Genomic DNA, 26,941 nt, shown 5'->3' on the forward strand with positions numbered 1-26,941 from the left:
GAAAACGAGGAACTCATAGCGGCGATACAAAATAGTTGTAGGAGCCGCGCTGAGATTATTGCTTTCTTAGAGAGCAAGTAATCTATATCCCAATGCCATCGATTTCTAATAGGTCAGATGGCATTGAGTGGGTAAACCTTGGGAAGTTAGCATTTTAAGTGCTTTCTAGTAGAAACCTAGTGAGGAGTTGCGGGAATCCAGGATATCAATAATGGTTCTGGAATCAACCGTACGTCTGCATACTGTTGCAGTATACTTAGAACCATTTCTTAAATACCACATCCAGAATACTCTTTCGGCTTTCTGTATTTCCATTTCTCTGATCCAGATATTTCTTATTGCAGTAATATTTCGGACGACCACTATAAATTCAATATATTAAGTTAAATCTTTTAGCAAAACCTGCCTATTCATACTGAATACATCTTTAATCTTTTGATGATTGAAAGGATTACTATTATGTATGTCCACCATTCTTATTACATTCGAAACACTTATAGCAGATCCGTTAATGCCAGTTGTATTCACAATATTTCTAATCTGACCATCTATATTGCTTCCAAAACCTCCAGCTATATAAGAGAAAAACGCAAGATTATTATTACTTTCACTATAATTAGCTAAATTTTCAATGTAATTATGAACCATCCTGTTATAATGATCGTTACTAATGGTATATTTGCTGTATGCCTTATTATCAATAATTGCTTGATATCCATCTAAATCTGAAATCAACAATACATCTGGCGTTAAACCAATCGGACCTACATGCTTCGATTCAAAACCAAATACATCGTGAAAAAGCTCTACAGTTGCTTTTTCAAAGTCAACAGCCTCCTCTCTTCCCTTAAATGCCATTTCAAAATATTTTGTCATAAATGCACCTACCGAGCCCGTAGGATATTGCTCCACTAATACTTCTTCTACAAGTTTCCCATCAATTCCCGTTTGATGTACTATATAATCTACTAATTGAGGAGTTATTCTTGTTATTGGTCTTTCTAAGGACTCTGCAATATATGCCTGCATAATCTTTTGCCTTGCAATAACTCTTGCAGTAATAGTTTGTGTTTGTGCAAGGTTTCTATTATCTTTGCGATGCTTCGGATCAATTCCGTACTTACGTTGAAAATATTCATGCTGTTCAGGTCTATCAATAAAACTTGGGGATTCTCTTAATATTGAGACTACTTCCTCATGTTTATCGTCCAAAATATATAATTTCCCATCTTCGCGCTTTGCTAATTGCGTGTATTCCAGCCAATTAACTAAGGTATTTGCCAAATCAGTCAAATGACTATATGGATGATCTGGATTGACAGCACCTTTTGACGGCTTATATTTAGTGAAAAAATCTTCCTCAAGACATTTATCACCAAAATTTCTAAATTGAATAATTCTATCCACAACACAGTTATAGCATTTCTCTGTTTCATTCTCCGCTTCGGTTACAACAATTTTTGCTATTTCTTCTTCTGTTAAACATCCAATTTTATCGTCATCCAATAATTTTAACAGAAACCTAAACGGTCGTATTTTAAACCTTTCAGCCACTTGTACCCCTCTTCCCGTTGAAAAAGAAGATGGGAACTGATATTTTAAAACCTGACTGGACAGCACTTGAACAGGAGAATCTCCATTCATAATTGCTTCTCCAGCCAAAGTCAATTTGATTTTTCCTGATGAATCTTGTTTAAAAACCAAACCCAAACTTACAAGCCATGCCATATAAGTTCTAGCTCCACCACCTGTTTGATCCCTTCTTTCGCCTTTTCTCTTCAATCCAGCTACTTCAAGTGCATCTTCATATGCAAGATGAGAATCCCTTTGTCCTTCCCATTCTTGATTCAAGGATAAATCTGCAAATGCCCCTAACACTTCAGGTATTGCATTTAATTTCCTTTTCGGTCTTGTAACCCACCAATAATTCAACACCCTTATCACCTACTCTGATATATTTGATTCTACACTTTCATAATTAATTCCAGCAAACGAATTCAGTACGGCCTCAAAAATAATTCTAGCCCCTTTTGAAGGTACCGCCATTCCAATCTGCTTTCTAACAGATTCTTTTGAACCCTCAAATACATACGTATCAGGAAAAGTCTGAAGCCTTGCCCTTTCTCTATTGGTAAGCGCCCTCGGTATCTCATAATGATATATATGAGTCCCGCCGCCTCCAGAACCTGTAACTGTATAAGCTGGTTTATTTGGATCTAATCTTTTATATATCTGACTTATTTTTGCACCTTTTACATTCAACTGTAATTCTTCAGGTAAATCAGCTGTGAATGCATTCTGCCCTGGCTTAATATGTTTTAATCTTTCAACTACTGTTGGAGATTGCTTTGTCAATTCATTATTTGTAGCATATCCAGGTATTGGTGGAACTTCTAACGCATGCCTGCATGTATTGTTGATATTTTTATATGGCTCTGGACTTGGAACTTTAAACTCATAAGGTAAATCATTTCGAATACCAATAATTATCATTCTATGTCTCGCCTGCGGAACTCCATATTCTTCAAATTTATATAGATTAGGATATATTTTATATCCCGCTTTAATTAAATCTAATTGAATTTTTTTAAATGCTTTTCCATCATTAGCACTTTTTAATCCACCGACATTTTCAGCCAAAAACCATAAAGGCTTATATCTTTTTAATACATTTACGCCATAAGTATATAAAGGACCGAACACGCCATCAAAACCCTTTTGTTCTCCAACAACCGAAAAATCATTACATGGAAATCCAAATGCTAGTGCATCAATATCTCCTAATTTATCAATATCTAATTTTCTGACATCCCCGCAGATAACGCTTTCTTCATCATCAGGACAGATATTTCTTATGTATGTTTTGCAAGTATCTGCATCATAATCGTTGGCCCATTTGTGAACTATCTTATAATCTGGATTACTTATCTTTGCTGTTGTAGCCCCTAAAGCAAGACCTCCTGGTCCGCAAAATAATTCTCCTAGTCTAAATTCTGTTGTGATTTCTGAATTCATTATATTTCCTCTCCATTCGGTAAAATAAATTTTCTTTGAAACGAAATACCTAATGCATCCGCAACAGCATCAAGATCCGAAACTGTAAAACTTTTTCTTTTCATTTTTGAATTTAAACTTTGCGGTGATTTTCCTAACCTTCTGGCCAATTCTGCTTCGCTCACATTGCAACGCACACAAATCACCTTAATTTGTTCTGATATTGTCATATGAATTTTCTCCTGCTACCTGCTTGCTACAAAGTAAATTTAACTTTAATATTGTAAACGTTTTTTTTGATAATGTCAAAACATTCATTTAGCTTATATGTTTTTTTCAAAGACGAATCTTCCGAAACATTCAAATCAAAATGCACTATATAATCATATAAAAGGGATATTTATCATCCAACTAATTCAACAACGTTATTTATTTTCAAAATATATAACATCTTACCACGAACACAAGTTCGATTCAAGTATTAATTTTCATCCATCAATTTTATCAAAGTGTAGTTCAAACTTCACCACGGTGTAGCCATCCTCTGCATCCTTTCAGTTTCAGACCAATAAAATCAACTTAATAATCATCATCCTCCAGCGGCATTTCCCCCAAAAATCACATTGAACACCGCATCTTCAATCACCTTAACGCATTCTTCCGTCTTTTTCAATATATCTTTTCCCCAGAAGTGTATGACCGTCCATCCAAGAAACAGCAGTTCCTGGTCTCTCTCGATGTCTCTCTCCCGGTTTCGTTCTATTTTATTTATCCAATATTCGCTGTTCTCCGCCAGCTCCAGTTTGGGCTTCAATATCTCCCAGTCCTTCCCATGGAAAAACTCGCTATCGCAGAAAATCGCAATCTTGTATTTGGTCAAAGCAATATCCGGAGTTCCGGGCAAAGCCTTATAGTTCTTTCGATACCGGAAGCCCTTGTTCCAAAGGGCTTTACGTAGGCTTATCTCTATCTTGGTGTCCTTGCCCCGTATATGGCTCATGGTCTTGTGCCGCTGCTCCTTGGTCATACGATCCATACAATCACCTCCTGGTATGCTATCGGTATATTTTCAATTTCTTTTTATGGACTTCCTTTAGAAATTCGTCTTACAGTTCTCTTGACTTTGCCTTGAAAATCCTTACTCTATTATATTTCATTGTACAGCAAAATACCCTGATAGTTAAGCACAACCTATTTTCTGTGCCTTGCTATCAGGATATTTTGCAATCGTTATCTTATCATTCCTTCCACATCTTCAATATTCACGAGCCTATTACTCTTATCCCCAAACTTCCACTTTATTTCAATCCTCCCCTCGTCATACACCACAATCTCATCCACAAACACTTCTGCCATTTCCTTATTCAGTTTTGTCAGTTTCATACTCCCATCCAACATCTCAAATCCCGCTGCCTCTGGCACATCCATATCAGAAATCTGCCTCACTGCTACCTTCTGCTTCTCAATATTCTCCTGCATTTTTTCCATCATCTGCTCATATATTTTCTTCTGTTCAAGATAGGTATCTTTATCTGTCACTTCCATTTTGTATGCTTCATAACTGGCACGGAGATCCTGTTGCAGCAACACCAACGAATGCTCCATATCTTCCAAGTGTTTCTCCGCTATTCTAAGTCTTTCTTCATTCTTTTTACGCTGTAAATCAACAATTTCTCTGGAATCAACTAAAACATCCGCATGCTGTTGCAGCATAGTCAAAACCACCTCTTCAATATCAGCATCCAAAATACTATTCCTACAGTCACCGCTGCTCTGATCCAGGAATTTCTTAATGCAGTAATACTTTGGACGTCCACTATACGTATGTACAAGTGTATGTCCACAATCGCCACATCTCATCTTGCCAACCAGGCAGTGTCTCGCATGGCGCTTCCCATCTGTGAATTTTTGATAATTCAATTCTCGGAGTTCTTTCACTTTCTGAAATTCTTTCTTGGATATAATAGCCTGATGACAATTTTCGATTTTCCGCCACTCTTCTTCCGGCAGTGCCACACAGCTTCTTGCACCGACCTCTTTACTCTTGTATCGGTTATATACCAATGTTCCCGTATACTGTTCATTATCAAGAATTCTTCCGATGGCTAATACATTCCAAAGCGGTTTCCTTTTCTTGTACCTGGCAAGCATCTTCTCATTGCCTTCCGTCTCGGCAATATAAACACCTGGTGGAACAATTCTATCATCATTGAGATTTCGGGCTATCTTATACATTGAAGCACCTGACTTATATTCCTTGAAAATCCTCTTTACAACCTTGGAAGCCACATCATCAACTACCAACTGATGCTTGTCCTCCGCGCTTTTCACATAGCCGTATGGTGCATATACAGCAATGTAGTTTCCATTACTCCGAATGGACTTCAGCGAAGCCTTTACCTTCTCAGATAAATCTTCACTATAAAAATCATAGAGTAGCGCCTTGAAAGAGATATCAATTTCTCCAATGCCGCCAATATGATCCTGGCTGTCATAATTATCATTGATGGAAATAAACCGAACACCCATAAACGGAAATATCTGCTCAATATATTTCCCCTGAACGATATGATCTCTTGAAAATCGCGAAAAATCCTTTATGATAACACAGGAAATCTGCTGCCTTTTGATCAATTCCAGCATGTTTTGCAGGTCTGGCCTTTCCATGTTCTTGCCTGAATATCCGTCATCAGCAAATTCTATTACATTCATTTTTTTAAGTTCCTTGTCTTTTTTGATAAAAGATCTGATGAACTTACGCTGATTCGTAATACTATTGCTTTCATCTGCAACAAAATCATCTTCTTTGGATAATCTCAAATACATCGCTATCTGTTCCATGTTATGAATGCTCCCTTCTGTACTTTTCCCTTTCCTCTGTAAGAGGGTCCTTGAAATGATAGGTGATTTGAATATTCTTATCCGGGTACAATTCAATACGAGAAATCATCGCCTCTACAATCTCTCTGTTCAGCGATGCTTTCCCTCTCATGCAGGATGCAGCGGACCACCAGCGTACTTCCTTTTCAAGTTTTTTCTTCTCCCTGGATTTGTTCTCTGTTTCATCAATAATCTGCCCTTTGAGATTGGCGATTTCTTTTGCGTTTTTCTTCTGCAGTCGAGCCAATTCCTGTTTTGTGACATCTCCCATAACATAGCCTTCGTATGATTTGCTCTCGCAATGCTCCGCTTTTTCAATTCGCTTTTCCAGAGATTTTATCTTTTCATCAAATGCATCCATCTTATCTGCAATGATTTCATTCATCTTGTCAACAATTGTATCTGCCTTTTCGTACTGCATCGCAACCTGGAATGACAGCGCATCATATACTGACTGAACGATATCCCTTTCCAGCCAGGAGCTGATGCACTTTTTCTCTTTACCGGCATCATAACTATATCGACACTGATAAAAATACTGCCTGCACAACTTCCCATTCTTTTCCACAAGTTTGGACATCATCGGAATCTTTTTTCCACATGTACCACAGTACAGAATGCCATCCAGAATATCCGCCTTCATAGGTATATGTTTGCCTCGGTCGGAAGAAAAAGCGCTTTTCTCCACCTTCTTTGCAAACAAATCCCTTACTGCATAAAAAGCCTCTTTATCGATAATAGCTTCATGCGTATTCTCTACAATTACCCACTCTTTTTTATCTGTAGAATGCGTTTTTTCATTCTCGCTTAATCTTGTTCTCCTCTTACCCTGCACCATATTTCCGATATATGCCTGGTTGGAAAGAATAGAAGAAAGAGTTCCTATGTACCAAGGCTTCGCATCCTCATTATTTGCATGATAAAGCCTCTTTGTTTTCAGGTATTCACCTGGACTGGATAAATTGTAATCCTGTAAAGCAATTGAGATATTACGCATATTTGTTCCTTCCAGTGCCATAGAAAATATCTGACGCACAACATCAGCTGCCGGCTCGTCAATCACATACTTTCTCAATGGATCATTTGAATCTGCAAGATATCCATATGGTGCATTACTGCCAACGAACTTGCCCTTTTCCATATCCATCCTTCTGCTGCATGCAATCCTTTTGGAAATGTCCTTGGCATACATGTCATTCACCAGATTCTTAAGCGAAATCTCCAATGCTTTATTTTGGTTAAATCCTTCATCCGAATCAAAATGATCATTCACAGAAATAAACCGAATCCCAAGGAATGGCAGTATCGTCTCTATATAATTGCCGGACTCGATATAGGTTCTGCCAAATCTGGATAAATCTTTTACAATAATGCAATTGATTTTCCCAGCTCTGGCATTCTCCATCATCTGCTGAAATGCAGGCCTGTCAAAACTTGTACCAGATACGCCGTTATCGATGTACTCGTAGGTTTCTGCGAATTCCTGCTTATCCTTTACATAGTCCCTCATTATAGCAAGTTGATTTGCAATAGAATCTGAAGGCTTCATCTTCAGTTCAACTGATAATCTCGCATAAAACGCAGTACGGAACGTTCTTGTTTTCACTGAATGGTTATCTTCTACGATTACATTATTTTTAGCAACTGCATTAAACCTGCCAGCCATTCGTGCCATCCTACACACCGCCCTTCAATTCCAGTACACAGTTTCCATCAATCGCTATGGCTCCTGCTCCTAATGCATCCTGCCCTGTCAGCTCATTTGCAGTCTGAACAATCCCCGCAACCTTCTCCATCTCGTTACTATACTTAAAGATAATCTCCACTGTATCTTCATATATCAGGATCCTGTCAACAAATGTTACCAATGCAATCCGATCCATTTCTTCAATCTTAAAATTCTCGCGAAATTTAGCCAGCTCATCTGCAATGGCAAGTCCACTATTATAAATGCCATGAATAATTTTCTCCTGTTTCTTTACTGCCTCTTCCAGCTCTGCTTCCTTAACTGTATAAATTTCCCGGTATCGGACAAACTGCTCTTTGGTAATAATCTCATCCTGCAAATCATTGTAAAGAGAAGATTTCAGCACCGCATACTTTGTTATTTCAGCCTTTAATCCGGCTATCTCTTTATCATGTGCTACCGCTTCATCATAATTCACATTCAGCTCATCCAAATGCTCTACCAGTTTTTCACAGTCACGCATGTTGTCAATATAGGACTGTAACTGCCCAAGAATAATCTCGCTCAGCACCTCTTCCCTTATGGCGTGCCTGGTGCAATTTCCCTTGCCATTACGGTTATAATTGGAACAAATGTAATTCACTATCTGCTTACCCCTGTATGTATAAGAACGTCTGACCATACTCGTACCGCAATCACCGCAATACAGCAATCCCCCATAAATGTATGATTCCTTCTGTCCGGCTATTGCTTTAGTATCACGATTCATAAGTATCTGAACTGCATCGAAATCTGCTCTTGAAACAATCGGTACATGCGAATTTTCAATGATAATCCAGTCGCACTTAGGCACCATAACCTCCCTCATAACCTTATGATTTATTCTTGTTCTCTTACCCTGCGCCAGTACTCCTACATACACTTCGTCTTTTAAAATCCTGCCAATGGTCTGAGCAGACCACTTGGGATCACCTGTTCCCTGAAAGCTGGTAGAATACTTCTGACCAGTTTTTTTCTTATATGCCATCGGCGATAATACTCCGTTGGTATTCAGGTCATTTGCGATGGCAGATGCACTCATTCCTGCTAATTTCTTTGCAAATATATCCTGAACAATTCCGGCTGCATATTCATCCGAGATAAGCTGATTCTTATTATCATCTGCCTTGGTATAGCCATATGGTGCAAATGCTCCTACAAACTCTCCGTTTGCCCTCTTAACCTGTTGACTGGACCTGACCTTTATAGAAATATCGTGGCAATAATTATCATTAATCAGATTCTTCATTGGTATGATAATATGCTTCTCTCCATGGTCTGCTGTAAGGCTGTCAAAGTTATCGGTAATTGCTATGAATCTTACGCCATATTTATCAAATGTCTTAAGAATCAGCTCGTCTCCGCCGATATGTTCCCTGGCAATTCGCGATAAATCCTTAACTATAATGCAGTCAAGCCTTCCCTGCTCTACTGCCTTCATCATATGCTGATAGCCAGGCCTTTCAAAATTGCTGCCCGTAAAGCCATCATCAACAAACATATCTGCAAGCTTAAATTCCGGCCTGGTTTTTATAAAATCTTCTATCAGAAGTTTCTGGTTCGTGATACTATTGCTATCCACCTTCCCCTTCCCATCACGGTCATCATCTCCTGATGAAAGCCTCAAATACATTCCTGTTCTGTAGCTATCAAGTTCCTTAATTCCCATCTATCAATTCCTCCTATTGTGCTCCGTAATCATAAGTATCTCATCCATACTTCAGCGATGCTTTCCGGTCAATGTAAGAGACCATCAGGTCTTCCATATGGGCATCCCCATATCCAACCTTGATCTTATATTTATCCACATTCTTCACATTATGTGCAACGGTTTTCCCCTTCTCCACAACATCCTTACCGGCATCGCTGACAATTGCTCCCGTCTGTTCTTCTATCAAAAAATCTTCTCCTTCTTTCGTAAAAACGGAGACCGCTTTACAAATATCACGAAACGCAAAAAACCGCTCTCCACAGTAAACAAAGTATGACTCTGAAATATATACATCTCATGTATAAACTTCGAGTTTCCAGCTATTACTTCTTTACATACGGAAGGACGCAACCTGAAAGAAATACATGTGTACACGATACATGTATCCTGGCTGTTGCTATACTTTTTTTGCAGAACAGACCCTTTTTGTGCCAGACAGACTATCTGCCTTTGGCAGGCACAAAAATCGCTAAATTCCTTATTCTGTTCCTAATCCTTTTGCCCCTTTTGAGGGAATCCGTATGTATTGAAGCTTTCACTTCACTTTGTTAACCATGGACAGCGGTCTCTTTATTTTGCGGCGTTCATCTTTTAACACCGCTATTAAAAAGCTGTCTATTGTCAACTATATTATATTGCCTGAAAATGATGTTGCTCTTGCGCTGGCTAGGCACTCACAACAGGTTAATAGTTAGCGTAGTTCCGTGTTTGGCTGAACACTTAAGTTGAACTACTTACTTTATAATAACATCCAAACAAATGTTTGTCTACTTTGATTTTTAAAAAATTTCATAAAAATTTCGTGTGAAAACCGGCTGGATTTACCCGCCATATTTATCAGATGCAACTTTTAACATTATACATATGAATATTCCGTTCCAATAATGCGGAAAATTCTGAGCTCCATATACTATGCAAACAAAATATCCAACACATATCTATAAATGATAATAAAAATTGTACCAGTATTTAGAAAATGACACTCAAAAACTTTACCAGGGAACTTGCTTCTTCGTTTGGCCACTTGACATTAAATCACAAATTTTATCGTGGATACTTTACATCGCTCAACGCGGCATAGTCCTTGACAAAATTCGTAATTTGATTTCAACTCTTGAAATTTCGCACTCCCCTATTCCCTTTTCGAATATACTAATATTTATTTTTGTTCACATCCATATCATCATATCTTAATTGCTCCTGTATCGTTTCTTCAATAACCTTCACACATTCACCAGTGTGTTTCTTAATATCATTTCCCCAAAAGCGAATTACAGTCCAACCAAGAAATAAAAGTTGTTTATTAATCTCATCATCTCGTTCTCGATTTCTAGAAATTTTACTAACCCAATAATCACTGTTATTACTTTGTTTTAGTTTTGGTTTTAATACTTCCCAATCCTTTCCATGAAAAAACTCACCGTCACAGAATATAGCAATTTTATACTTTGTAAGTACAATATCAGGATTCCCTGGAAGTTTTGTATAATTTTTTCTGTAACGATATCCTTTATCCCATAGTGCCTTTCTTAAAATCACTTCGATTTTGGTATCCGTCGAATGGATTCTTTTCATATTTTTATGACGTTGCTCTTTTGTCAAATCATCCATCCCATCACCTGCCTTTATATTTCACCTATTCCGATTTGTTTAAAATATTCGTAAGTTCCATCATAATATTCCCTCAGCGTCGTTGGATCAATATCACTTCCTTCTGGAACGTAAATTACTAATCCTTGTCTTGCCCTAGTTAACAGAACCCTGTAAGAATTTTTTAAATATTTCTGTTGTTGCTCCTTTCTGACATGTGTCCACTTATCGCCTCTGAATTTATGGTAAGCAAACATTCTATTGTAATATCTAAAATCCGCATCCCATGCAAGTAATCCATAATCAATTTCTAATCCTTGCACTTTAAACTCTGATGCCGCAACTTCAAGATAAAACGATGAATCGACATTATCTTTTCCATTTAGAAACCAGCCGACATGATTAATTGTAGTAGGCACCCATATTCCGTTTGCTCTAAGTCTTTTGCCTTCGGAACTTGCAAGCAATCCGTATCGTTCTGTTCCTCGAGCTTTACTTTTTACCCACTTTTTTGCTTTATCAAAATTTCTAGTCATAACAATCGGATATGTCTCTTTTAATTCGCTATATATTTTTTTTGCCATGTGTAACTCATTATCTAATAATGCCTTTGTAAATTCAGATAATTTCTCACTTCTAAACGAACGTAGTGATACACCCAAATGCAATTCACTAATGGAATCATATTCTCTATTACCAAGCAAATCCTGAAGTGATTCATTACCAATATACTCGGAATCCGTCATTTTATCCGACAAATATATTTTCCAATCCGAATATCCCGCCTTAAGAGCCGCAAACCAATCTGATATTCCAGCCTCTCCTCTATATATTTCCTGCCCACCACCAACTAAACAAATAATAGTGGCCCAGTCTTCATGTCTATCCATAATACTGATCAAAAAATCCGGCTCAGATTTATCAAAGTTTGGAACGCCTTTCTTTCTGTTCATAAAATTAGTTAATGCATCTTTATCCCACGCTCTTTGCGCTTCATCAAAAACGGAAACTTTTTCTACCGGTGCTCTATTACTACTCAGAGCATCATCTCGGAATTTGTGAATTATCTGTATAAAAGATTTTGTTTCCCTTTCTGCCTCTCTAATTGTTACATCTGTCCGTTTTGCTTTATCTCTAGCCAAAGCAGCATGTAATACATCAACGAGCGGTCCGTTTCCAGACAGAAACACAGCATGTTCATTCTCTTCAAATTGATGTCTTTCATTGGCTATATTTAGCCCTGCGAGAGTTTTTCCAGCCCCCGGGACACCCGTAACAAAACAAATTGCTTTTTCTCCTCGCTTCTTGCACTGATCTATTATCTTTCCTATTGCAATGGTTGTCTGACTCAAATTCGTTGCTCCCGCATCATTTCTTGAAATATCTTCAACAGAATGGTTTCTGTATAATGCCTGGGCCGCCTCAATAATAGTCGGTGTAGGCATATATCTTGAATTTATCCAGCTTTCTAAATCTATTTCCTTCTCTTCAGTTCGACTTAATATATCAAAGATCAAAGCTTGTATATTGCCTTTATTACAACTAATAACATCAAATATCTTATCACTCATCATATCAACAGAATTTGTTATACTGTCTGCTTCTGTTGCGATAATAATCGGAACAATAATCTTATTTTTACTCTCTTCATGAAAATATTTAAGATCAAGTGCATAGTCCATAACCTGATCTTTTGCCGACTTTGAATATTCCTTTGCACCAACCTTAAACTCCAATAAGAATAGTACACCATTAATAATCAAAACGGTATCAATACGACTGCCTATACGTGGTATTGTATATTCAAAAACAATATCTCCAGAAGCAAATACCTCTAGCTGCTCTTTTAATATAACGACTTCTTCTTTCCATGCATTTTTCTGCAAATCTGTAGTTTCAAAGTCATCATTTATTAACAAATCACCAATAACAATATCATTCGGTTCACATAAAAATTTTTTTATTGAATTGCGGTAATATTCCTTTGCCATACTTGCTCCTTTCCGCTTACTTTTTATATTGATCGTAAATACTCTTAAGTGTTTCGTATTCCTGGTCACAACCGATTAATTCTAATACTTTTTCAGCAACTGCACGCCCTAATAAAGGCGGCACCGCATTACCTATCTGCTGATATACCGAATCCTTTGTCCCCAAAAATATATAATTATCTGGAAAGCTCTGCAATCTCGCAGCTTCTCTTGCACTTACTGCTCTATTAAGTTCTGGATGAATCCACATAGATTTTCTTACATTGACAACAGTATCCGATGGATGATCATATGCCAACCTTTTGTAAATCGTATTCTGAGTTCTTGCTGGATTTTCATATGTGTGCTTTAATTCATCGGGCAACGAATGGAAATTTTCACCTTGCTGAATCATTCCAAATCTTTCCAAAGCTGTTTCTCTAGTTTCTGTACATACATGATTAAAAATTTCTTTGCCTGTACTGTCTAAAACAAGTTTTCTGTAATATGAATTAATCACCGGCATACTGACTCTTTTCTGTATCTCTTCCATACTTTGGGTAGTAGGCATATACCTCACTAAATCTCCTATAGCCTGCTTAACAGAAATATAGTCATTAGGATTTTCAATCAAGTCCTCTGGAAGATGTATTTCACTGTTAACAGCTTCTTCTTTTACGCCAATTAGAATAAAACGTTCTCTTGTTTGTGGCACCCCAAACGATGCTGCATTCAATACTTTACCATTGATTGCATATCCTAAATGCTTAAACACACTTCTTATGAAATCAATAACTATGTATGTATGCATTCTTACAATAATTGACCTATTCGCAACAATTCTTTCAAAAATCGCATTTTTACTGTCCAGTTCAAGCATTCCTTGAAAAAATCTTTGGATATCCCAAAAATTCCTTACTAAACCAATACTATTTATATCGATATTTCCCACTCTATCAATCATACTTTGAAGAACATTTCTAGCATTCATTGTGGAATTATTATACCAATTTGGCATTTCTTCTTTTACTTCCATATGCCCTATGATATTTTCTACTTTCTTTACGTTAGCTGTCTTTTTAAAATACTTTTGTAGCTGGTTTCGCTTTTTATAAAGATTATAAATCACATAAAGTTCTTCTTCACTAAGCAAGCTCAGCTCATGTGCATCATGATTTTCGCATAATTCATTTATTTCATTTACGTACTCTCCTTCATATAAAACAACATCTCCATCATGAATCTGTAACTGTAATGTATTCGTAATGTAATCATAATCATCATGTGTCAAGCAAAATGCATGTTTATCGGAAGCAATAGTTTTTACATTTTCCATGACAAATGCCTTTGGTCTTATTTCTTCTATTGCTTTAACATACCTCTTAACAAGTTCATTACTTCCATTAATCAGCTGTCTTCTCTGACGATTTGCATTTGAAAACCCCTGACATGGTGGACCCCCAATTACAACATCAATCTTACCGTTTTCTTCTACTATTTTTCGAAAATTCACTTTTAAAATATCATCATAATTTTTTAAACCTGGATGATTTTTTTTATATGTTTTAGCAGCATTTTTATTATTCTCAACAATTGCCACAACCTCAAACTGACCGGTCATTTCAAATCCTAAACTGAGACCCCCTGCTCCCGCAAATAAATCTAAAATTTTATACATAAATTACCTCTAAATCAATTTATTTTTATATCTTTCCTTAAGAAATTTCCAGCAATCTTCTTTTTTACACCACTGAGTAATGTTAATTCCTTTGACTTCTGGATTCATGAAATGATTCCAGACACGCAAAATCAAATCCTCGATCATAATTGACAACTCTGGAGAAATTGCCTGTCGCTTCCAGATATCCACATCAGATACCTGATCTTCATGAAATTCCGAAAGTAAAGCCATAGTATAGTAATTAATTTGCGCTTTGTATCCACCAAAGTTTTGTTTTGCAACTAACTTATCACATTCTTTAAACAGAATTACTTTTGCAATCATGCTAATATATGTATCATCAGATGGCGCCGGTAAATCTCCATTTTTTATCATTGCTGAATATTCGATAAAGTTTGTTTCTAATCCTTTACTAACTGTATACGGATATTTCATCCAAGCCATCATACATTTAGCTGCTACAGTCTTTGAGATACACATTGACTTTGGATTAAGTTCTTTAAACTTCTTCTTTGTTGCTGGTGTTGGTTGCCTATTTACATCCACCATATATTGACCTCGAGCTCGCTCGTAGTACCAACGTAACGTAGATTTCCCACTATCAACAGGGACATAAATTTTTCTAGATAATCGCTCCATCTCCACATGATAAGAATCATTTGCACTAAAATCTGACATATTAATCTTGTTCTGGCTATTAGCATATTTTGATATATATCCAACCATTTCTTCCGTTTTACGAAAATCGCGAATAACAGTAAGTTTCATCTGCACATTAACAGCTGAAATATCGACTCCCGACTGTAAAGCATTGTAAATTGATGCAGTAGTTTGCCCACCATTTACGATCTGCCAATCTGTTACCTCTTTGATCACAACAAATGAATCATCACTGTTTTCATCATCTACTATAATTGCTTTTGCGGTGGTTGAAATACCATTATTATATGTCATGAACATTTCAGGTTCATTTTGCAAAGTAGCCTTTAAACCTTGATTAATTTTACCTGTAGCTTGTAAAAATGACCTGACATTTTTTTCAATCAAACTTTGACCTTCATCTCTATAGATTTCTGCAAGACATTGTCCCGAAATAACACCTATGTAGCAATCATAAACATCATTTTCCTGTTGTACTTTTATCATTTTAAGTGGGGCATTGTATTTATTCTGAAATCTAACTACTAAATCTTCATGTGATTTCTTTTGATAAATTGACTGACAAACTCTTTCTAAATCCCAAACATCAAATTTCACAATGATTTTATCAATTTTAATGCTTTCCGGAATATCAGGTGTGGTTTCACGATTTGTAAGTAGAATAACACGAATATTCTCAATATCATTTTCAAAATTGTTAATATACTCAGAAATAATATACCCCGGATCAGTTTCTTCCACATTTTCAAAATAACCTAATTTACACATACGAAAAAATTTAGTGGCTTGCTTTGAATTTTTGATAATATCCATCTTACCCATCTTTGATATCTCGATTCTATTTTCAAACGCACTCACAACAAGAGTTAATGTTTGAAAATATTCATCAAAAATATATCCGTTAATTTTTGCTTTCTCAAACTCTTTTTTATAGCTTAATATATTGCAGTTATTCATGAAGGATTCACCAGCATCGATTACATATTCCGAAAAAACTTTTGTAAACGCATCTTCAGTACTACATTTATCATTTTCTTTATATTCACGTATTTCTTCAATTAATTCTTCATTGAACTGTCTCATCTGATCTGTAATCATTATATATCAACTCCTTCATAAAAAGATTCTACTGTAATTAAAAAAGAATTACATGCATCAAGACTCACAACATAATCAACTGAACCGATCCCTTTGCTTATTGTCTTTGTTGTTATTTTAGGAAAACCCTCTTCAACTGAATAACAGTTTTCTTCCCTTATTTTAAAATGTACAGTGTACAGTTCTGGCATCTGGTACATATAACCAACTTTAATAAGTTTATCATAAAAACTAATCTTTGCATCTGCTCCCAGCATTTTCACAATTCGCTCTACTATATCAGGTAAACATTCACCATCCACTTCACTTTTTTTCATTTTTAAATACATTAAGTATAGTCGACCCAAAATTCCAGTATCATCCAACTGAAATTCATTACTGATCTTTACCTTATCCGGCCCTTTTGAACTTGAACTTTTTACCTCTAAAGCATCCCTTCCAAAATAAAAATCATGAGTTTCAGCATTACAGCCAGTCCAACAATTTAAAACACTTTCATCTTTTAATGCTACCATTTTTTCAAGTATGTATAACTCACCGTAAAGTCCCTGCTGTGTATTCTCTTGAAGGACATATTCTTTATCAAATTGAAAAAAAGTGTTCCATTTTGCAAGAACTTCTTTAACCTTCCAAACAACGTCTTTATTTTCCACTTCTTCAATCCTGTCAATTATATCCTGCATTACAAGTATAAAAATCTTTCTCTCATAATCATCTAATTGCTTAAACGATAAGAATTGTTTGGTATTATTATCATCAGGAATATTGGAAAGACGTTCTTCCATCCCCTTCCATTTAGGCAAAGATTTTAGCGTATCTTTGGATACCCCATCCGGAATAGAAATTCTTACTTCACATGCCCTACTATATTTATACACACTTATAAATACAACGCTCTTTCCCTTAAGTATAAACCTTCTTGAGAGTACACTTGAGCTGGCATATTGACTTTTATTAAAATCCGCAATTATATCATCAAATATATTAGTCAAAGATATCATTTCCATCACCCTTCATTACAATTGGATTCACTTGATAAGAAATAGACTTACCATTTCCTTTTGGAAATACAACAACAAGACCGAAAGGAGTTTTATGTTCAACCCCATCAACTCTAAAATTTCTCGTCTCAGATTCTGTATCGCTATAATCTATTGGATAAATTAGTAAAAGTCCTTTCTTAGGATCCATTTGTGCTCTTATATTTGCAGCTATTGTATCCTCATTTCCTTTATCCGATACTCTCCCTATCTTAAGAGCATCTTCATATTCCTTCTGGCTTAAAGCAAAATATTCATGCCCTTTTGACTTTAACATGTGTACTGAACATACTTTTCCATCTCTTAATGGTACAACACTATTTTCTCCATGCCTTGTAATACCATTTTTTATTTTATGTCCTGCTATCTCAAAGCCTGGATCTTCCTTTCCTAAGTTAATTAAACAAACTGTCCAATCTACGAGGAGCCCATCTCTATTTTGTTCTTTAATATAAGTTGCAATATTATTTCCATTGACCTTGCTAGCATATTTAGAAGTTTGAAATTCACTAAAAAACTCGATAATTCTTTGACCTGATATATTTTCCAGAAACAAATGATCATTGTCAGTCATTCTGCCCAATTTCGAAAAATGTTCTTCTGACAAATATACTTTTGAGGCGGTTGAAAACATCCTATCAACCGCCGAAAAATTAGTATCATACTGTTGTATGTCAACATCAATATCTCTCGTAACTGTTAAGGTGTTACTAAAATCAAGTTTTTGTAGTGCTCCTGATTTCACCTTCTTTGGACTAGATATTTTTAATCCCGGATGTGTTGCCACTCTTAAGCCAAAATCTTTTGGTTTCGCCTTCTCATCACACATATAGGAAATCTGATTTCTAAGATTGTCTGTGGCAAAAGCAATTCTTGCAAACCATCTATAGATGTCCTCAGTAATAAATACTCTACATAAATCCGCATATTTAGGTCTAAATCCAAACCATCGTCCCATCTGCATCAAGGTATCATAATATTTTGATTCTCTGGTGAAATAACTTACAGACAAACCTTCTAAGGTGAGCCCTCTTGAAAATTTATCTCCTCCAATAGCTATAACATTATATTCTTCTCCTTCATTTTCTTTATAAGACAATGAATCCTTACTATTTCCATTAATAACATGAATCCTTATTTTTTCTTCATTCATTAGCCGAACAATTTCAGCAAACACCTCATTAGAATCAAACAACTCTGTATTTTCCATGTATCTTGAAAAATCATCCATCATACTTTTTGTAGTTGAAAGATAATCCTCTTCTATTAACCGAAATATTTCATTTCTTGTTTCGCTATCTCCATCAATTATCATTGGCTGCAACTCATCAAAGAAATATTCATTAACCTTTCTAGCTAATATGTCCTGCATATTTTTTATCCTTGCCACATGGATAAGCATTGTGTTAGGTTTATTTTTTTCTTTTCTACAATTTCGCACTGCAACAGAAATCAAAAAACATTTAAGTGCTTTTTTCAAACTGTCAGGCAATTCTCCGACTGTCTTTTTCTTGACATCCACGAAATTTACTTCTTTAATCTTTCTTACAAGAGGCATTGGTTTGACATCTTCATCAGCTGATCCATATCCAAAAAATTCATTTGCACCTATGTATCTGTATGGCTTTGGCAAACTAATAATACAATCCGCTGGGAATAAATCATTTCCAAGTTCTTCACTAGCCTCCTGAATATTATTGGGAATAAAAATATTAGCATAAGGCGTAGCAGTATATCCAACATATGATTTGCACTCAAAATGATTTAGCAGACTACGAATCAGTCTATTTATTGTCTTTACATCGTACTCATCAACAATATTATTTGCGTCGTCAAACTCATATCCTGTATTTACCGACGCTTGATCCGCCTCATCATCAATTAATAACAAAGGATATTTTGCTTTCATATAAAACTTTCCATTTTCATCTTTTGAGACTTCACTATTACTTTCAATATTATCTATAAGATTTTCTAATGTAGACTTTATTTTCTTGGTAACAATAATCGTTGCATTTTCAGGAGATGTTAATAATCCAGATCTATTTTTCGTAAAATCCCCCTTCTCATCTCTAAAAGTAAGTGTTTGAACAAATCCTGCATTATACAATTTTCCAACGCCAATTTTATTCTTTTCTGCTCGTTCTCTTTGTTTCTGCTTTGCTGCTGAATCGGTTTCATATCCTAAAACTTCTTCATCAATTCTAGCCTGTGTCTGACTTCGCAGATTATTATGAATACCAGCTAAAATAATTATATATTTATACCCTGCATCGAGAGCCTTATTTATCAGGCCTATATAGTTTGCCGTTTTACCTGATTGAACATAACCGACAACCATTGCTCTTTTTTCCTGAGCAACTGACTTTTGAGGATTTGCAATAGAATTAAGCAATATATCTGTTGTGTTATCAATACTTTTTTTAATTGCACTTCTCTCCCATTGTTTTTCATCATAAAGATATTTGAAATATCTGTTCCAAAAGCTCAGTTTTGCATTATTTTCAGCTCTATAATCCACCCACCATGTTTCGTTTTCAGCTTCTTCACCTAGTAACATCGATGGTTCATCTTCTTCACGTTCTCTACTGATGCGACTATACAAATATTTTCTTAAATCCTCAGGATCTGTTACTTTATTTGAAAAAGTAATAACGGTGTCCTCAATAATAGAGTCTACAACACTATTAATGTCCTCACCCGTCTCTTTCTCTATTGCATTATCGCAAAACATATATGCTATTTCATACAAGCTACCTTCTTCTTGAAGTCCCATAGTTAATTCTCCCCAATAATAGTATTTAATTCATTTTTTAAATAAGCATACTCTGGAGATTCTGCTAATACTTCATATATTTCTTCACTTTCATACTGAAGATCTTTTAATATAGCAATCTTCTCTTTTAAGTTAAGTATGTCTTTTGCCTTAATATCATCAGCAACCGTTGCCATATCATCTCCAGCAATCACTCCACTTAACATAGCAGGTGAATAATTTTCGACAAGCGATAAATACGTTTTTAATTCCTTCTTCGTCTCATCATCCAGTTCCTGCATCAACTTCAGTAACATTGGATGTTTTTTATTCAAATAAAACATATAGTTTCCTACTGCGTTTCTTCGCTGCTCCCACACATATTTTAAACTTGTATTATTTGATGTGTTTTTCCGATTATACACCCCTCGTGAGTTGTATACAGCAACAGATCTTTCAACTGCTAAATAAGCAATCTGCGTAATACTCTCTTCGATGGCAACTGGAAGCGTTGCCTTCGACTTCTTGATGTCAATTCCCCACTCAAAATCGCTTTCCGAATTCATATCTAGTCTTATTCTGGCCAAATTATATGCTGGTTCTTTTTTAAACTTCCCAAACCATGTGCCATACACAATTAATCTTCGATTTCTATATACATAAAATCCCTGTTGTCCTAGCCACTCCTTTGGTCCTCCCGCTTTTTTATACTCTTCTTCATTACCAAATTTATTTTTATGCGGAAGAATAAATGGTTCAATATAAACTTCCGATTTCCCATCAAAGAGTTCCTCCTTAGACAATTCCATTGTCGCCGGATTTTGTCTCACAAATGGATTCCAGGCCTGCAAAACATTTTTGTTGATTGATAGTTCAAGTTCTTCCTCTTCAATAAAACGATGAAATATCATTGCAAGATGAGCTCTAATATTCTTTATTGTCTTATAAAATTTCTTCTTTGATTTTTCCAAATTATTATAATCTATTAATCTATCCAAGACAGAAAGGGATATGATTGTTCCTTGTTCCCATTCATTAAAATCCATTTGTTCTTGAATTGATTCCAAATAGTCTTCTATTTCGTTATCTGAATGAATTAGAACTTCCCATTTATTATTCTGTTCCACATGGTCAAGATTCCACTCTGAATTATTCATTATGTTATCTTGCTTCGTAATTACCAATAACTTTTTCCCAATCGAAAAAGATGCTGTCTTCATCCCCATACCAAATCTACCAAGATCATTTTGATTACGCATCTCAGCAGGATCGGCAGAACCTATTTTCATGGATTCTAATAACTCATCCTTATTCATTCCCCGGCCATTATCTGCTATCAATATTCTTTTTTCATCCCAGTCAAAATAAAGTTGAATTTTGGTAGCTCCACTTGAAATACTGTTATCAACTATATCTGCTATTGCAGTTTCTTCTGTATATCCAACTGAGCGCAAAGAAGACAAAAGCATTTTTGCATTAGGCAGTAATTCAAACGTATCATTAATCTCCATAATTTTACCCCTCATACTTCTTTTTTCTTGGATCGGAAGGTTTTTCTGCATTGTCTGGAATTAACCATGTTTTTCCCTTCTTAATTACACCCACAATCCGATTTTCTTCGCAGTACTTTGCAACTCTCCTTGCAGAAACATTCCATTTTGTAGACATCTCAGTAGTAGTTAAATATTCCATAATATCTCTCCACTTCTATATACTTTCGCATTTATATATTATATTCATTTATCTGAATATTTTCAACTGTTAAAGATACTTACTGAAGCGTATTTTACGACCAGACACCAATAAAGTTCCTATAAAAGAACTTTTGCCAGCGCATACTTCCACTTCAAATCTTTTCAAACAATCATAATGCATATCCAAAATCAATTAAACCTACCAGGCATTATCTGACGACCTTCTTTATTTTGAATTTCAAAACACGAAAATATTCAGAGCTTATTGCAAGTGATGCTAGGAAAAACGAGATCTGATTATCGATTGTTCTCCCCTATCTTTCATTTATGATTCCCTTCCTTACAATCATCATCCAACGCTCCTTCTCTTTATCCCACTGTTCTCAATCTATTAGATAATTTTCGAAGATCTCGCACCAACTTCTTTTGCCATCTGCTCGAACTTCGACTGACACCCGGAGTACATTTTCGCGCCTTCCTTATATCTAACAACCCCATCTTACTTACTTACTTACTTACTTACTTACTATTGCATTTGTTTCCTTCTTTTTGTCCCCTAAACCAAGCCCCAACTGCAACCGAATCGCATTGTCGATTGCCTCCATAGCCCTTGAATCCTTCGGAATACGCCCAGCTTTACTTATGACTTTACGCCTGTCTACCGTTACTATCTGCTCTGCCAGGAAATCTGATTCCTTTTCAAAATATCCGTTTACATCCTTAGGAAGCAACCTCACATGGACTGGGATATCCTTAAGCTTGCAGGAACACGGGCAAACGCTCAGTACATTCGCATAACGATTATTCTTGTCATTGCTGACCACAATACACGGTCTTATTCCAGATTGTACTGAGGTTTTGGGATGCTGCCCTAAATCCACATAAATAACATCGCCTCTATAAATATCCTTCATCGTCTAATTCTCCTTTATAACCATTCCCAGTATTCCTTCATCAACAGTTACCATATATCCGCTTGCAGCTCTTACCTTTCCCACCTTATAATAGGCATCCGGTACGCCTGTAGAAACAGCAAGCATGTTGGAAAGGATAATTCCCTGCACTTTCCCTCTTCTGACCATTTCCACCATCACTTCAAAATGTCTGTTCACATCTGCCTGCCCCAAAATATCCCGATGCATGATTTTGACAATCTCGATGTTATGAGCATTTGCATATTCTTTTATGTACCTCAGTTGCTTTGCTTCACGATTACTAGCAGAATACAAATCACCATCCGTAGACAGATAAGCCACACAGGTTATTTTTTCTTTGATTAACTTCTTTTTCTTGCTCATTCCTAAACCACCATTATTCCTTCCTTATTATCAACACAATTCCCCGGGAAACGTCTGGATCATCTGACTGAATATGCCCATCAGATACATTTTCTTTTCAGACGGGATTCCTTCCAGTTCCGCATCTATCGAAATTCCTTTACGTTTTTCTGATTTTACAGGTATTGCCAATACTGTATTGGCATCCGCTTCAAGCTCGCCCATGATTTTATAGAGCAGATCAATACTCATTTTTCTGCTCCCAAGCTCAAGCTGATTGATATGCGAAGTGCTCATTCCCAGTTTGAAGCTCAGCTCTTCGATTGTCATGTTCTTTTGATTACGCAATTTGCGTATTTCCTGACCTACTTTCCAGCCCTCGTACTCCACACATCGCACCTCCTGTTCCTGTAAGATATGTCTATCGGTCGAAATAGCTTTTCAAGATTTCCCTTACCATTTCAACTGCTTCAGCTTCAGTAGCGAAATTTCCAATATATCTTCCGTATCGGTCATACACTGCTGTCCCGGCTTCGTGAATGATATATGTAAAGGTATTCGCAGATAGCCGGCTGCCATTATCGGAAAGATATTCATCCTCTGGATCTACCATCCCCCACTATCCTGCGGAATGTAAGCAAGATTCATTCCCCTTTCCATGTCGTATATGGAGACGTTTAATTTTTCCGCTTTTCTCATAAAAGCCTTCAAATCCTCAACATCCCTGGTAATATCGAATATTGAACGAACCACCACTACATCTATGCAGCCTTTCTCCATCCAGGCTGCAAGCTTATCTATTGCCTGGCGGTCTGCATCATTACCGCTGCTGCCATCAACAATCACTTCAAGCAGCTCAACCGAACTGCTCTTCGCTTTGGCAATCATCTCTTCGCCCATTTCCATAATCTTGCCTTCTGACTTTCTGGACTTGATAAAGCCGACTCCGATATATTTTCTTTGACAGCTGATAAAATTTAATTCTTTCTTCATAAAATCATCCTTTCAATTGATAAGAGTGATTCATACTGTGCACGGTATTTCATCTGCAGGTCTTTGACCTATCCTTATTTTATTTTATAAAGCGCTTCAGGTCGTGGAACCATCCGGTTGAATAGATGGTCCTCTGAGGTCTAAAAAGGAGGTGCTTTCGCACCTCCTGGTCAAATGATTTCGCCAATCACTTCATTTATTCTATTTTCAAATCCGCAATGGCATCTGCCCGGATATCTGCTTTCCGTTTTCTGCTTTTCAACGAGCAGGTAATCTGCCGATATAGGAAGATATTCTGATAGGTTACAGCATCCATTAAATATTCTCCAATATGCCCTTCAGTATCTTCAAGGCCATCTGCTGCTTCTCCTCCGGATAACTAGCCAAAAGACTTTCAATATCATTACCGGTTTCTATTCCTGAAATAATAAAATCAGCTGTTGTTCCATAATAATCCTTTAGCATTTCAATCATATCAACAGACGCACCGCGTACGCCTCGCTCTATTCTACTGATGCTTTCCAAGGCAACTCCAAGATCAGTTGCCACTTCCAGCTGCGTCTTTCCAGCTTTAACCCTCAATTCTTTCAACCTTTTCCCGCTTTCTTCTGTATTATACATAGAAATCCTCTCTTTCCGGCTGATAACCAGAAGAAGAGGATTCCTACAAAGCTTTAAGAAATTAAAAAGGACGCATCGAGAAAGCCAGTTTTCACTGGTTATCTTTCTCATGCGTCCTTAGGCTGGCATTTTTACATATTATCAGTCTATGCTTATCTCAAATGTTGCCCCTATCATGATGCCAATCATATAATTGTCTTGTCCTATAACAGGCATTTCCTGTTATAGCTGATATCCAACTGTTGCTAATAACAGTTATAAATAAAATTTTTCCTGATCCATATGGGCTTTAATTCGCCCCTCCGAATAATTCTTTAGCATAACAACCCGGTTGCAGTGATGACACTTCATCGCGAAGTTGGGCATCACAGGCGTATTATCATTTTCAGTTATTATATGGTAAGCTCGAAATGTTCTTTTACATTTCTTGCAATAAAAATCTATTGTCTTAAGTTCGTTATTCAAATCAGTACACTCCTTTGCTATACAAAATAATCAGTTGATTTTTGTACTCGCTAAAGGAAAGGGAAGTCACCTTTGCAAGTTGCTCTTGCCAGAAGTTCCGATGCATCCTGGTTCTTGACGCTCTGGCTTGATTTGCTGATCATGAGCTTACTGATTGTGCTATACGGTAAAATATGACACAATCATGCTCCGGCTCTTTCCATAAACCACAAACTATTGCCTTCATAATAAAGGTACTTTTCCTGTGCACAGATTATGCACGTGTACCTGGTTCCAACCCCTCCGGCCTTTAAGCTGGCCGCCCTTCTGATATCTGTCACGCGCTGTATTTCGAATGTCCTTCCATCGTCCCATTTAAGACTTATCGGAAGCAATCTTCCATCTTTTGTAAATTCAGCTATGACATCCACATATATCTTATTGCTTGTCACACACTCGCCCCCTATAAAATCGTGATTGTTCTTGAATTTTTTAAACGTCAAATACCTTCTCTTCCCCAAATCTCAAAACGCTTAGCCAAAGTATGCCAAGGGATGGACTTTATGGTCCTCTTTTGCATTTACTGCTGATAAAGCCCTATCCTGAAACATAAGCCCACGCTGGATGCTGTAAAATCCGAATCTCCTCCGGACCTCATCAACTGCTGTATCCATCTTTTTCTGTTTTTCCCTAACTTCGATATTTTGAAACAAATCCAGCTGCTCCCAAAAGTTATCCGTCACTAAATCAGCTCCACGTATACCGATACTGCGAATCGGCTTTCGCCAGTTATAATTCTCTTTGAATAGCCGAAACGCCTCTTCCGCTATTTCTTTTGTAATATTGGAAGCGGAACGGATTTTTCTTTGCCTTGTAAATGATAGCAGTTCATTGTCCCGAACACTAATCTCCACCACCTGGCATCGGAATCCGTTTTCTCGCAGCCTCGCCGCAACGCTTTCTGCCAGAGTATACAAAACAATTTTAACTTCTTCATCGTTTTCCAGATCTTTTGGTGTCGTCGTACTGTTGCCGATTGACTTGATTGGTGCATGGGTATTTTCTACCTTTACCGGCGAATCATCCTGGCCGTTGGCAAAAGACCATAGGATAAGTCCCATCTTGCCCAAATGACCTTCCAAAATCCTTGTATCTGTCCTTGCCAGTTCTCCAATTGTCCCGATTCCAAGCTTTGTCAGCTTTGCATTCGCACTGCGTCCTACATATAGAAGATCCTTCACCGGAAGCTTCCACACCTTGTCTTTATATTCATCTCTATAAATTGTTGTGATTGCATCCGGCTTCTTATAATCCGAACCCAGTTTAGCAAATATCTTATTGAACGATACTCCTATGCTGACTGTAATTCCAAGTTCAGATTTCACACTATTGCTGATTTCAGCTGCAATCCTTAAACCATCTCCCTTGATACTTACACTATCTGTGACATCCAACCAACTTTCATCGCATCCAAAAGGCTCACTTAAATCCGTATAATCTGCATATATCTCCTGCGCCATTCGCGAAAACCTGAGATAGTGATCCATTCGAGGTGGCAGGAAGGTAATTTCCGGGCAAACCTGCCTGGCCTGCCAAAGTGCCATTCCAGTTTTTACGCCAAATTTCTTTGCAGTATAGTCGGCAGTCAGGACAATGCCATGGCGTTTTTCAGAATCCCCGCCCACTGCAATTGGTTTACCGCGCAATTCTGGATGGTGCAGCAGCTCCACGCTGGCGTAAAACGAGTTGCAGTCGCTATGCAAAATTGTACGGTCACTCATTTCTTCCTTCTCCTTTCTTGTCCGAA

At 36.8% G+C, this 26,941-nt stretch carries 25 protein-coding genes and 1 pseudogene; all 26 read right to left on the bottom strand.

The genetic code is table 11. The features are described from left to right. Nucleotides 1-165 precede the first annotated feature (165 nt). The 26 genes and pseudogenes from BJR36_RS20365 to dinB all read right to left on the bottom strand — a co-directional run bounded on the left by BJR36_RS20365 (nucleotide 166) and on the right by dinB (nucleotide 26,915). Nucleotides 166-315: a hypothetical protein gene (locus tag BJR36_RS20365; protein ID WP_169823714.1), complete on the bottom strand. Its 150-nt coding sequence runs from the start codon at nucleotides 313-315 to the stop codon at nucleotides 166-168. A gap of 63 nt (nucleotides 316-378) precedes the next feature. Further along, complete coding sequence (locus BJR36_RS14460) at nucleotides 379-1,935, bottom strand: PDDEXK family nuclease (RefSeq protein WP_091235627.1); 1,557 nt, start codon at nucleotides 1,933-1,935, stop codon at nucleotides 379-381. 9 nt (nucleotides 1,936-1,944) lie between these two features. Further along, nucleotides 1,945-3,015: a DNA cytosine methyltransferase gene (locus tag BJR36_RS14465; RefSeq protein WP_091235628.1), complete on the bottom strand. Its 1,071-nt coding sequence runs from the start codon at nucleotides 3,013-3,015 to the stop codon at nucleotides 1,945-1,947. Continuing rightward, nucleotides 3,015-3,224: a helix-turn-helix domain-containing protein gene (locus BJR36_RS14470; protein ID WP_091235630.1), complete on the bottom strand. Its 210-nt coding sequence runs from the start codon at nucleotides 3,222-3,224 to the stop codon at nucleotides 3,015-3,017. The genes BJR36_RS14465 and BJR36_RS14470 overlap by 1 nt, the downstream gene beginning before the upstream one ends. A gap of 359 nt (nucleotides 3,225-3,583) precedes the next feature. Next, nucleotides 3,584-4,030 carry a very short patch repair endonuclease gene (locus BJR36_RS14475; protein ID WP_091235632.1) on the bottom strand — a complete coding sequence of 149 codons (447 nt, stop codon included), beginning with the start codon at nucleotides 4,028-4,030 and terminating at the stop codon, nucleotides 3,584-3,586. 194 nt (nucleotides 4,031-4,224) lie between these two features. Next, nucleotides 4,225-5,835 (bottom strand): recombinase family protein, encoded by a 1,611-nt coding sequence (locus BJR36_RS14480; RefSeq protein WP_091235634.1) that lies wholly within the window; start codon nucleotides 5,833-5,835, stop codon nucleotides 4,225-4,227. Between the two features lies 1 nt (nucleotide 5,836). Beyond that, nucleotides 5,837-7,540, bottom strand: coding sequence for a recombinase family protein (locus BJR36_RS14485; protein ID WP_169823715.1), 1,704 nt, complete (start codon nucleotides 7,538-7,540; stop codon nucleotides 5,837-5,839). A 10-nt stretch (nucleotides 7,541-7,550) separates the two neighbouring features. After that, nucleotides 7,551-9,269, bottom strand: coding sequence for a recombinase family protein (locus BJR36_RS14490; RefSeq protein ID WP_091235638.1), 1,719 nt, complete (start codon nucleotides 9,267-9,269; stop codon nucleotides 7,551-7,553). Nucleotides 9,270-9,309: 40 nt separating this feature from the next. Next, on the bottom strand, nucleotides 9,310-9,498 hold the full coding sequence (locus tag BJR36_RS14495) for a hypothetical protein (protein ID WP_091235640.1): 189 nt from the start codon (nucleotides 9,496-9,498) through the stop codon (nucleotides 9,310-9,312). 965 nt (nucleotides 9,499-10,463) lie between these two features. After that, nucleotides 10,464-10,922 carry a very short patch repair endonuclease gene (locus tag BJR36_RS14500; protein ID WP_091235642.1) on the bottom strand — a complete coding sequence of 153 codons (459 nt, stop codon included), beginning with the start codon at nucleotides 10,920-10,922 and terminating at the stop codon, nucleotides 10,464-10,466. A 14-nt stretch (nucleotides 10,923-10,936) separates the two neighbouring features. Then, on the bottom strand, nucleotides 10,937-12,892 hold the full coding sequence (locus BJR36_RS14505) for a DUF2075 domain-containing protein (protein WP_091235645.1): 1,956 nt from the start codon (nucleotides 12,890-12,892) through the stop codon (nucleotides 10,937-10,939). Between the two features lie 16 nt (nucleotides 12,893-12,908). Then, nucleotides 12,909-14,549: a DNA cytosine methyltransferase gene (locus BJR36_RS14510; RefSeq protein ID WP_091235647.1), complete on the bottom strand. Its 1,641-nt coding sequence runs from the start codon at nucleotides 14,547-14,549 to the stop codon at nucleotides 12,909-12,911. 9 nt (nucleotides 14,550-14,558) lie between these two features. After that, nucleotides 14,559-16,310 carry an AIPR family protein gene (locus BJR36_RS14515; protein WP_091235649.1) on the bottom strand — a complete coding sequence of 584 codons (1,752 nt, stop codon included), beginning with the start codon at nucleotides 16,308-16,310 and terminating at the stop codon, nucleotides 14,559-14,561. Further along, the gene (locus BJR36_RS14520; RefSeq protein ID WP_091235653.1) at nucleotides 16,310-17,317 is read right to left on the bottom strand and encodes a PD-(D/E)XK motif protein; all 1,008 of its coding nucleotides are present in this window, start codon (nucleotides 17,315-17,317) and stop codon (nucleotides 16,310-16,312) included. Before BJR36_RS14520 ends, BJR36_RS14515 begins: the two co-directional genes overlap by 1 nt. Further along, entirely contained in the window at nucleotides 17,295-20,126 is a 2,832-nt protein-coding gene (locus BJR36_RS14525; RefSeq protein WP_091235655.1) for a Z1 domain-containing protein, read from the bottom strand. Before BJR36_RS14525 ends, BJR36_RS14520 begins: the two co-directional genes overlap by 23 nt. A gap of 2 nt (nucleotides 20,127-20,128) precedes the next feature. Further along, entirely contained in the window at nucleotides 20,129-21,616 is a 1,488-nt protein-coding gene (locus tag BJR36_RS14530) for an ATP-binding protein (protein WP_169823716.1), read from the bottom strand. 4 nt (nucleotides 21,617-21,620) lie between these two features. Next, complete coding sequence (locus BJR36_RS14535) at nucleotides 21,621-21,797, bottom strand: MerR family transcriptional regulator (RefSeq protein ID WP_091235659.1); 177 nt, start codon at nucleotides 21,795-21,797, stop codon at nucleotides 21,621-21,623. A gap of 393 nt (nucleotides 21,798-22,190) precedes the next feature. Beyond that, nucleotides 22,191-22,277 (bottom strand): annotated as a pseudogene (locus BJR36_RS20770) (hypothetical protein); the annotation flags it as partial. Between the two features lie 37 nt (nucleotides 22,278-22,314). Beyond that, nucleotides 22,315-22,713: a type II toxin-antitoxin system PemK/MazF family toxin gene (locus BJR36_RS14540; RefSeq protein ID WP_091235661.1), complete on the bottom strand. Its 399-nt coding sequence runs from the start codon at nucleotides 22,711-22,713 to the stop codon at nucleotides 22,315-22,317. Between the two features lie 3 nt (nucleotides 22,714-22,716). After that, nucleotides 22,717-23,097, bottom strand: coding sequence for a hypothetical protein (locus tag BJR36_RS14545; RefSeq protein ID WP_091235663.1), 381 nt, complete (start codon nucleotides 23,095-23,097; stop codon nucleotides 22,717-22,719). A 30-nt stretch (nucleotides 23,098-23,127) separates the two neighbouring features. After that, nucleotides 23,128-23,466, bottom strand: a complete 339-nt coding sequence (locus BJR36_RS14550; protein ID WP_091235665.1) for a helix-turn-helix domain-containing protein — start codon at nucleotides 23,464-23,466, stop codon at nucleotides 23,128-23,130. Between the two features lie 31 nt (nucleotides 23,467-23,497). Beyond that, nucleotides 23,498-23,689, bottom strand: a complete 192-nt coding sequence (locus BJR36_RS14555; RefSeq protein ID WP_091235666.1) for a hypothetical protein — start codon at nucleotides 23,687-23,689, stop codon at nucleotides 23,498-23,500. After that, complete coding sequence (locus BJR36_RS14560; protein WP_091235668.1) at nucleotides 23,683-24,069, bottom strand: recombinase family protein; 387 nt, start codon at nucleotides 24,067-24,069, stop codon at nucleotides 23,683-23,685. Before BJR36_RS14560 ends, BJR36_RS14555 begins: the two co-directional genes overlap by 7 nt. Before the next feature lie 315 nt (nucleotides 24,070-24,384). After that, nucleotides 24,385-24,690, bottom strand: coding sequence for a helix-turn-helix domain-containing protein (locus BJR36_RS14565; protein ID WP_169823717.1), 306 nt, complete (start codon nucleotides 24,688-24,690; stop codon nucleotides 24,385-24,387). Nucleotides 24,691-25,337: 647 nt separating this feature from the next. Continuing rightward, nucleotides 25,338-25,586: a hypothetical protein gene (locus tag BJR36_RS14575; protein WP_091235677.1), complete on the bottom strand. Its 249-nt coding sequence runs from the start codon at nucleotides 25,584-25,586 to the stop codon at nucleotides 25,338-25,340. An 81-nt stretch (nucleotides 25,587-25,667) separates the two neighbouring features. Continuing rightward, nucleotides 25,668-26,915: a DNA polymerase IV gene (dinB, locus tag BJR36_RS14580; RefSeq protein WP_091235679.1), complete on the bottom strand. Its 1,248-nt coding sequence runs from the start codon at nucleotides 26,913-26,915 to the stop codon at nucleotides 25,668-25,670. Nucleotides 26,916-26,941: the final 26 nt, after the last annotated feature.

Source organism: Anaerobium acetethylicum, assembly GCF_900096945.1.
GTDB lineage: Bacteria > Bacillota > Clostridia > Lachnospirales > Lachnospiraceae > Anaerobium > Anaerobium acetethylicum.

Coding starts and splice junctions, on each gene's coding strand:
- BJR36_RS14555 (WP_091235666.1), bottom strand. CDS start 23,689: ATGGTAGATCCAGAGGATGAATATCTTTCCGATAATGGCAGCCGGCTA.
- BJR36_RS20365 (WP_169823714.1), bottom strand. CDS start 315: ATGGAAATACAGAAAGCCGAAAGAGTATTCTGGATGTGGTATTTAAGA.
- BJR36_RS14535 (WP_091235659.1), bottom strand. CDS start 21,797: ATGGAATATTTAACTACTACTGAGATGTCTACAAAATGGAATGTTTCT.
- BJR36_RS14500 (WP_091235642.1), bottom strand. CDS start 10,922: ATGGATGATTTGACAAAAGAGCAACGTCATAAAAATATGAAAAGAATC.
- dinB (WP_091235679.1), bottom strand. CDS start 26,915: ATGAGTGACCGTACAATTTTGCATAGCGACTGCAACTCGTTTTACGCC.
- BJR36_RS14510 (WP_091235647.1), bottom strand. CDS start 14,549: ATGTATAAAATTTTAGATTTATTTGCGGGAGCAGGGGGTCTCAGTTTA.
- BJR36_RS14530 (WP_169823716.1), bottom strand. CDS start 21,616: ATGGAGATTAATGATACGTTTGAATTACTGCCTAATGCAAAAATGCTT.
- BJR36_RS14485 (WP_169823715.1), bottom strand. CDS start 7,540: ATGGCTGGCAGGTTTAATGCAGTTGCTAAAAATAATGTAATCGTAGAA.
- BJR36_RS14515 (WP_091235649.1), bottom strand. CDS start 16,310: ATGATTACAGATCAGATGAGACAGTTCAATGAAGAATTAATTGAAGAA.
- BJR36_RS14520 (WP_091235653.1), bottom strand. CDS start 17,317: ATGGAAATGATATCTTTGACTAATATATTTGATGATATAATTGCGGAT.
- BJR36_RS14480 (WP_091235634.1), bottom strand. CDS start 5,835: ATGGAACAGATAGCGATGTATTTGAGATTATCCAAAGAAGATGATTTT.
- BJR36_RS14540 (WP_091235661.1), bottom strand. CDS start 22,713: ATGAAGGATATTTATAGAGGCGATGTTATTTATGTGGATTTAGGGCAG.
- BJR36_RS14545 (WP_091235663.1), bottom strand. CDS start 23,097: ATGAGCAAGAAAAAGAAGTTAATCAAAGAAAAAATAACCTGTGTGGCT.
- BJR36_RS14565 (WP_169823717.1), bottom strand. CDS start 24,690: ATGTATAATACAGAAGAAAGCGGGAAAAGGTTGAAAGAATTGAGGGTT.
- BJR36_RS14490 (WP_091235638.1), bottom strand. CDS start 9,269: ATGGGAATTAAGGAACTTGATAGCTACAGAACAGGAATGTATTTGAGG.
- BJR36_RS14525 (WP_091235655.1), bottom strand. CDS start 20,126: ATGGGACTTCAAGAAGAAGGTAGCTTGTATGAAATAGCATATATGTTT.
- BJR36_RS14470 (WP_091235630.1), bottom strand. CDS start 3,224: ATGACAATATCAGAACAAATTAAGGTGATTTGTGTGCGTTGCAATGTG.
- BJR36_RS14475 (WP_091235632.1), bottom strand. CDS start 4,030: ATGGATCGTATGACCAAGGAGCAGCGGCACAAGACCATGAGCCATATA.
- BJR36_RS14465 (WP_091235628.1), bottom strand. CDS start 3,015: ATGAATTCAGAAATCACAACAGAATTTAGACTAGGAGAATTATTTTGC.
- BJR36_RS14560 (WP_091235668.1), bottom strand. CDS start 24,069: ATGAAGAAAGAATTAAATTTTATCAGCTGTCAAAGAAAATATATCGGA.
- BJR36_RS14505 (WP_091235645.1), bottom strand. CDS start 12,892: ATGGCAAAGGAATATTACCGCAATTCAATAAAAAAATTTTTATGTGAA.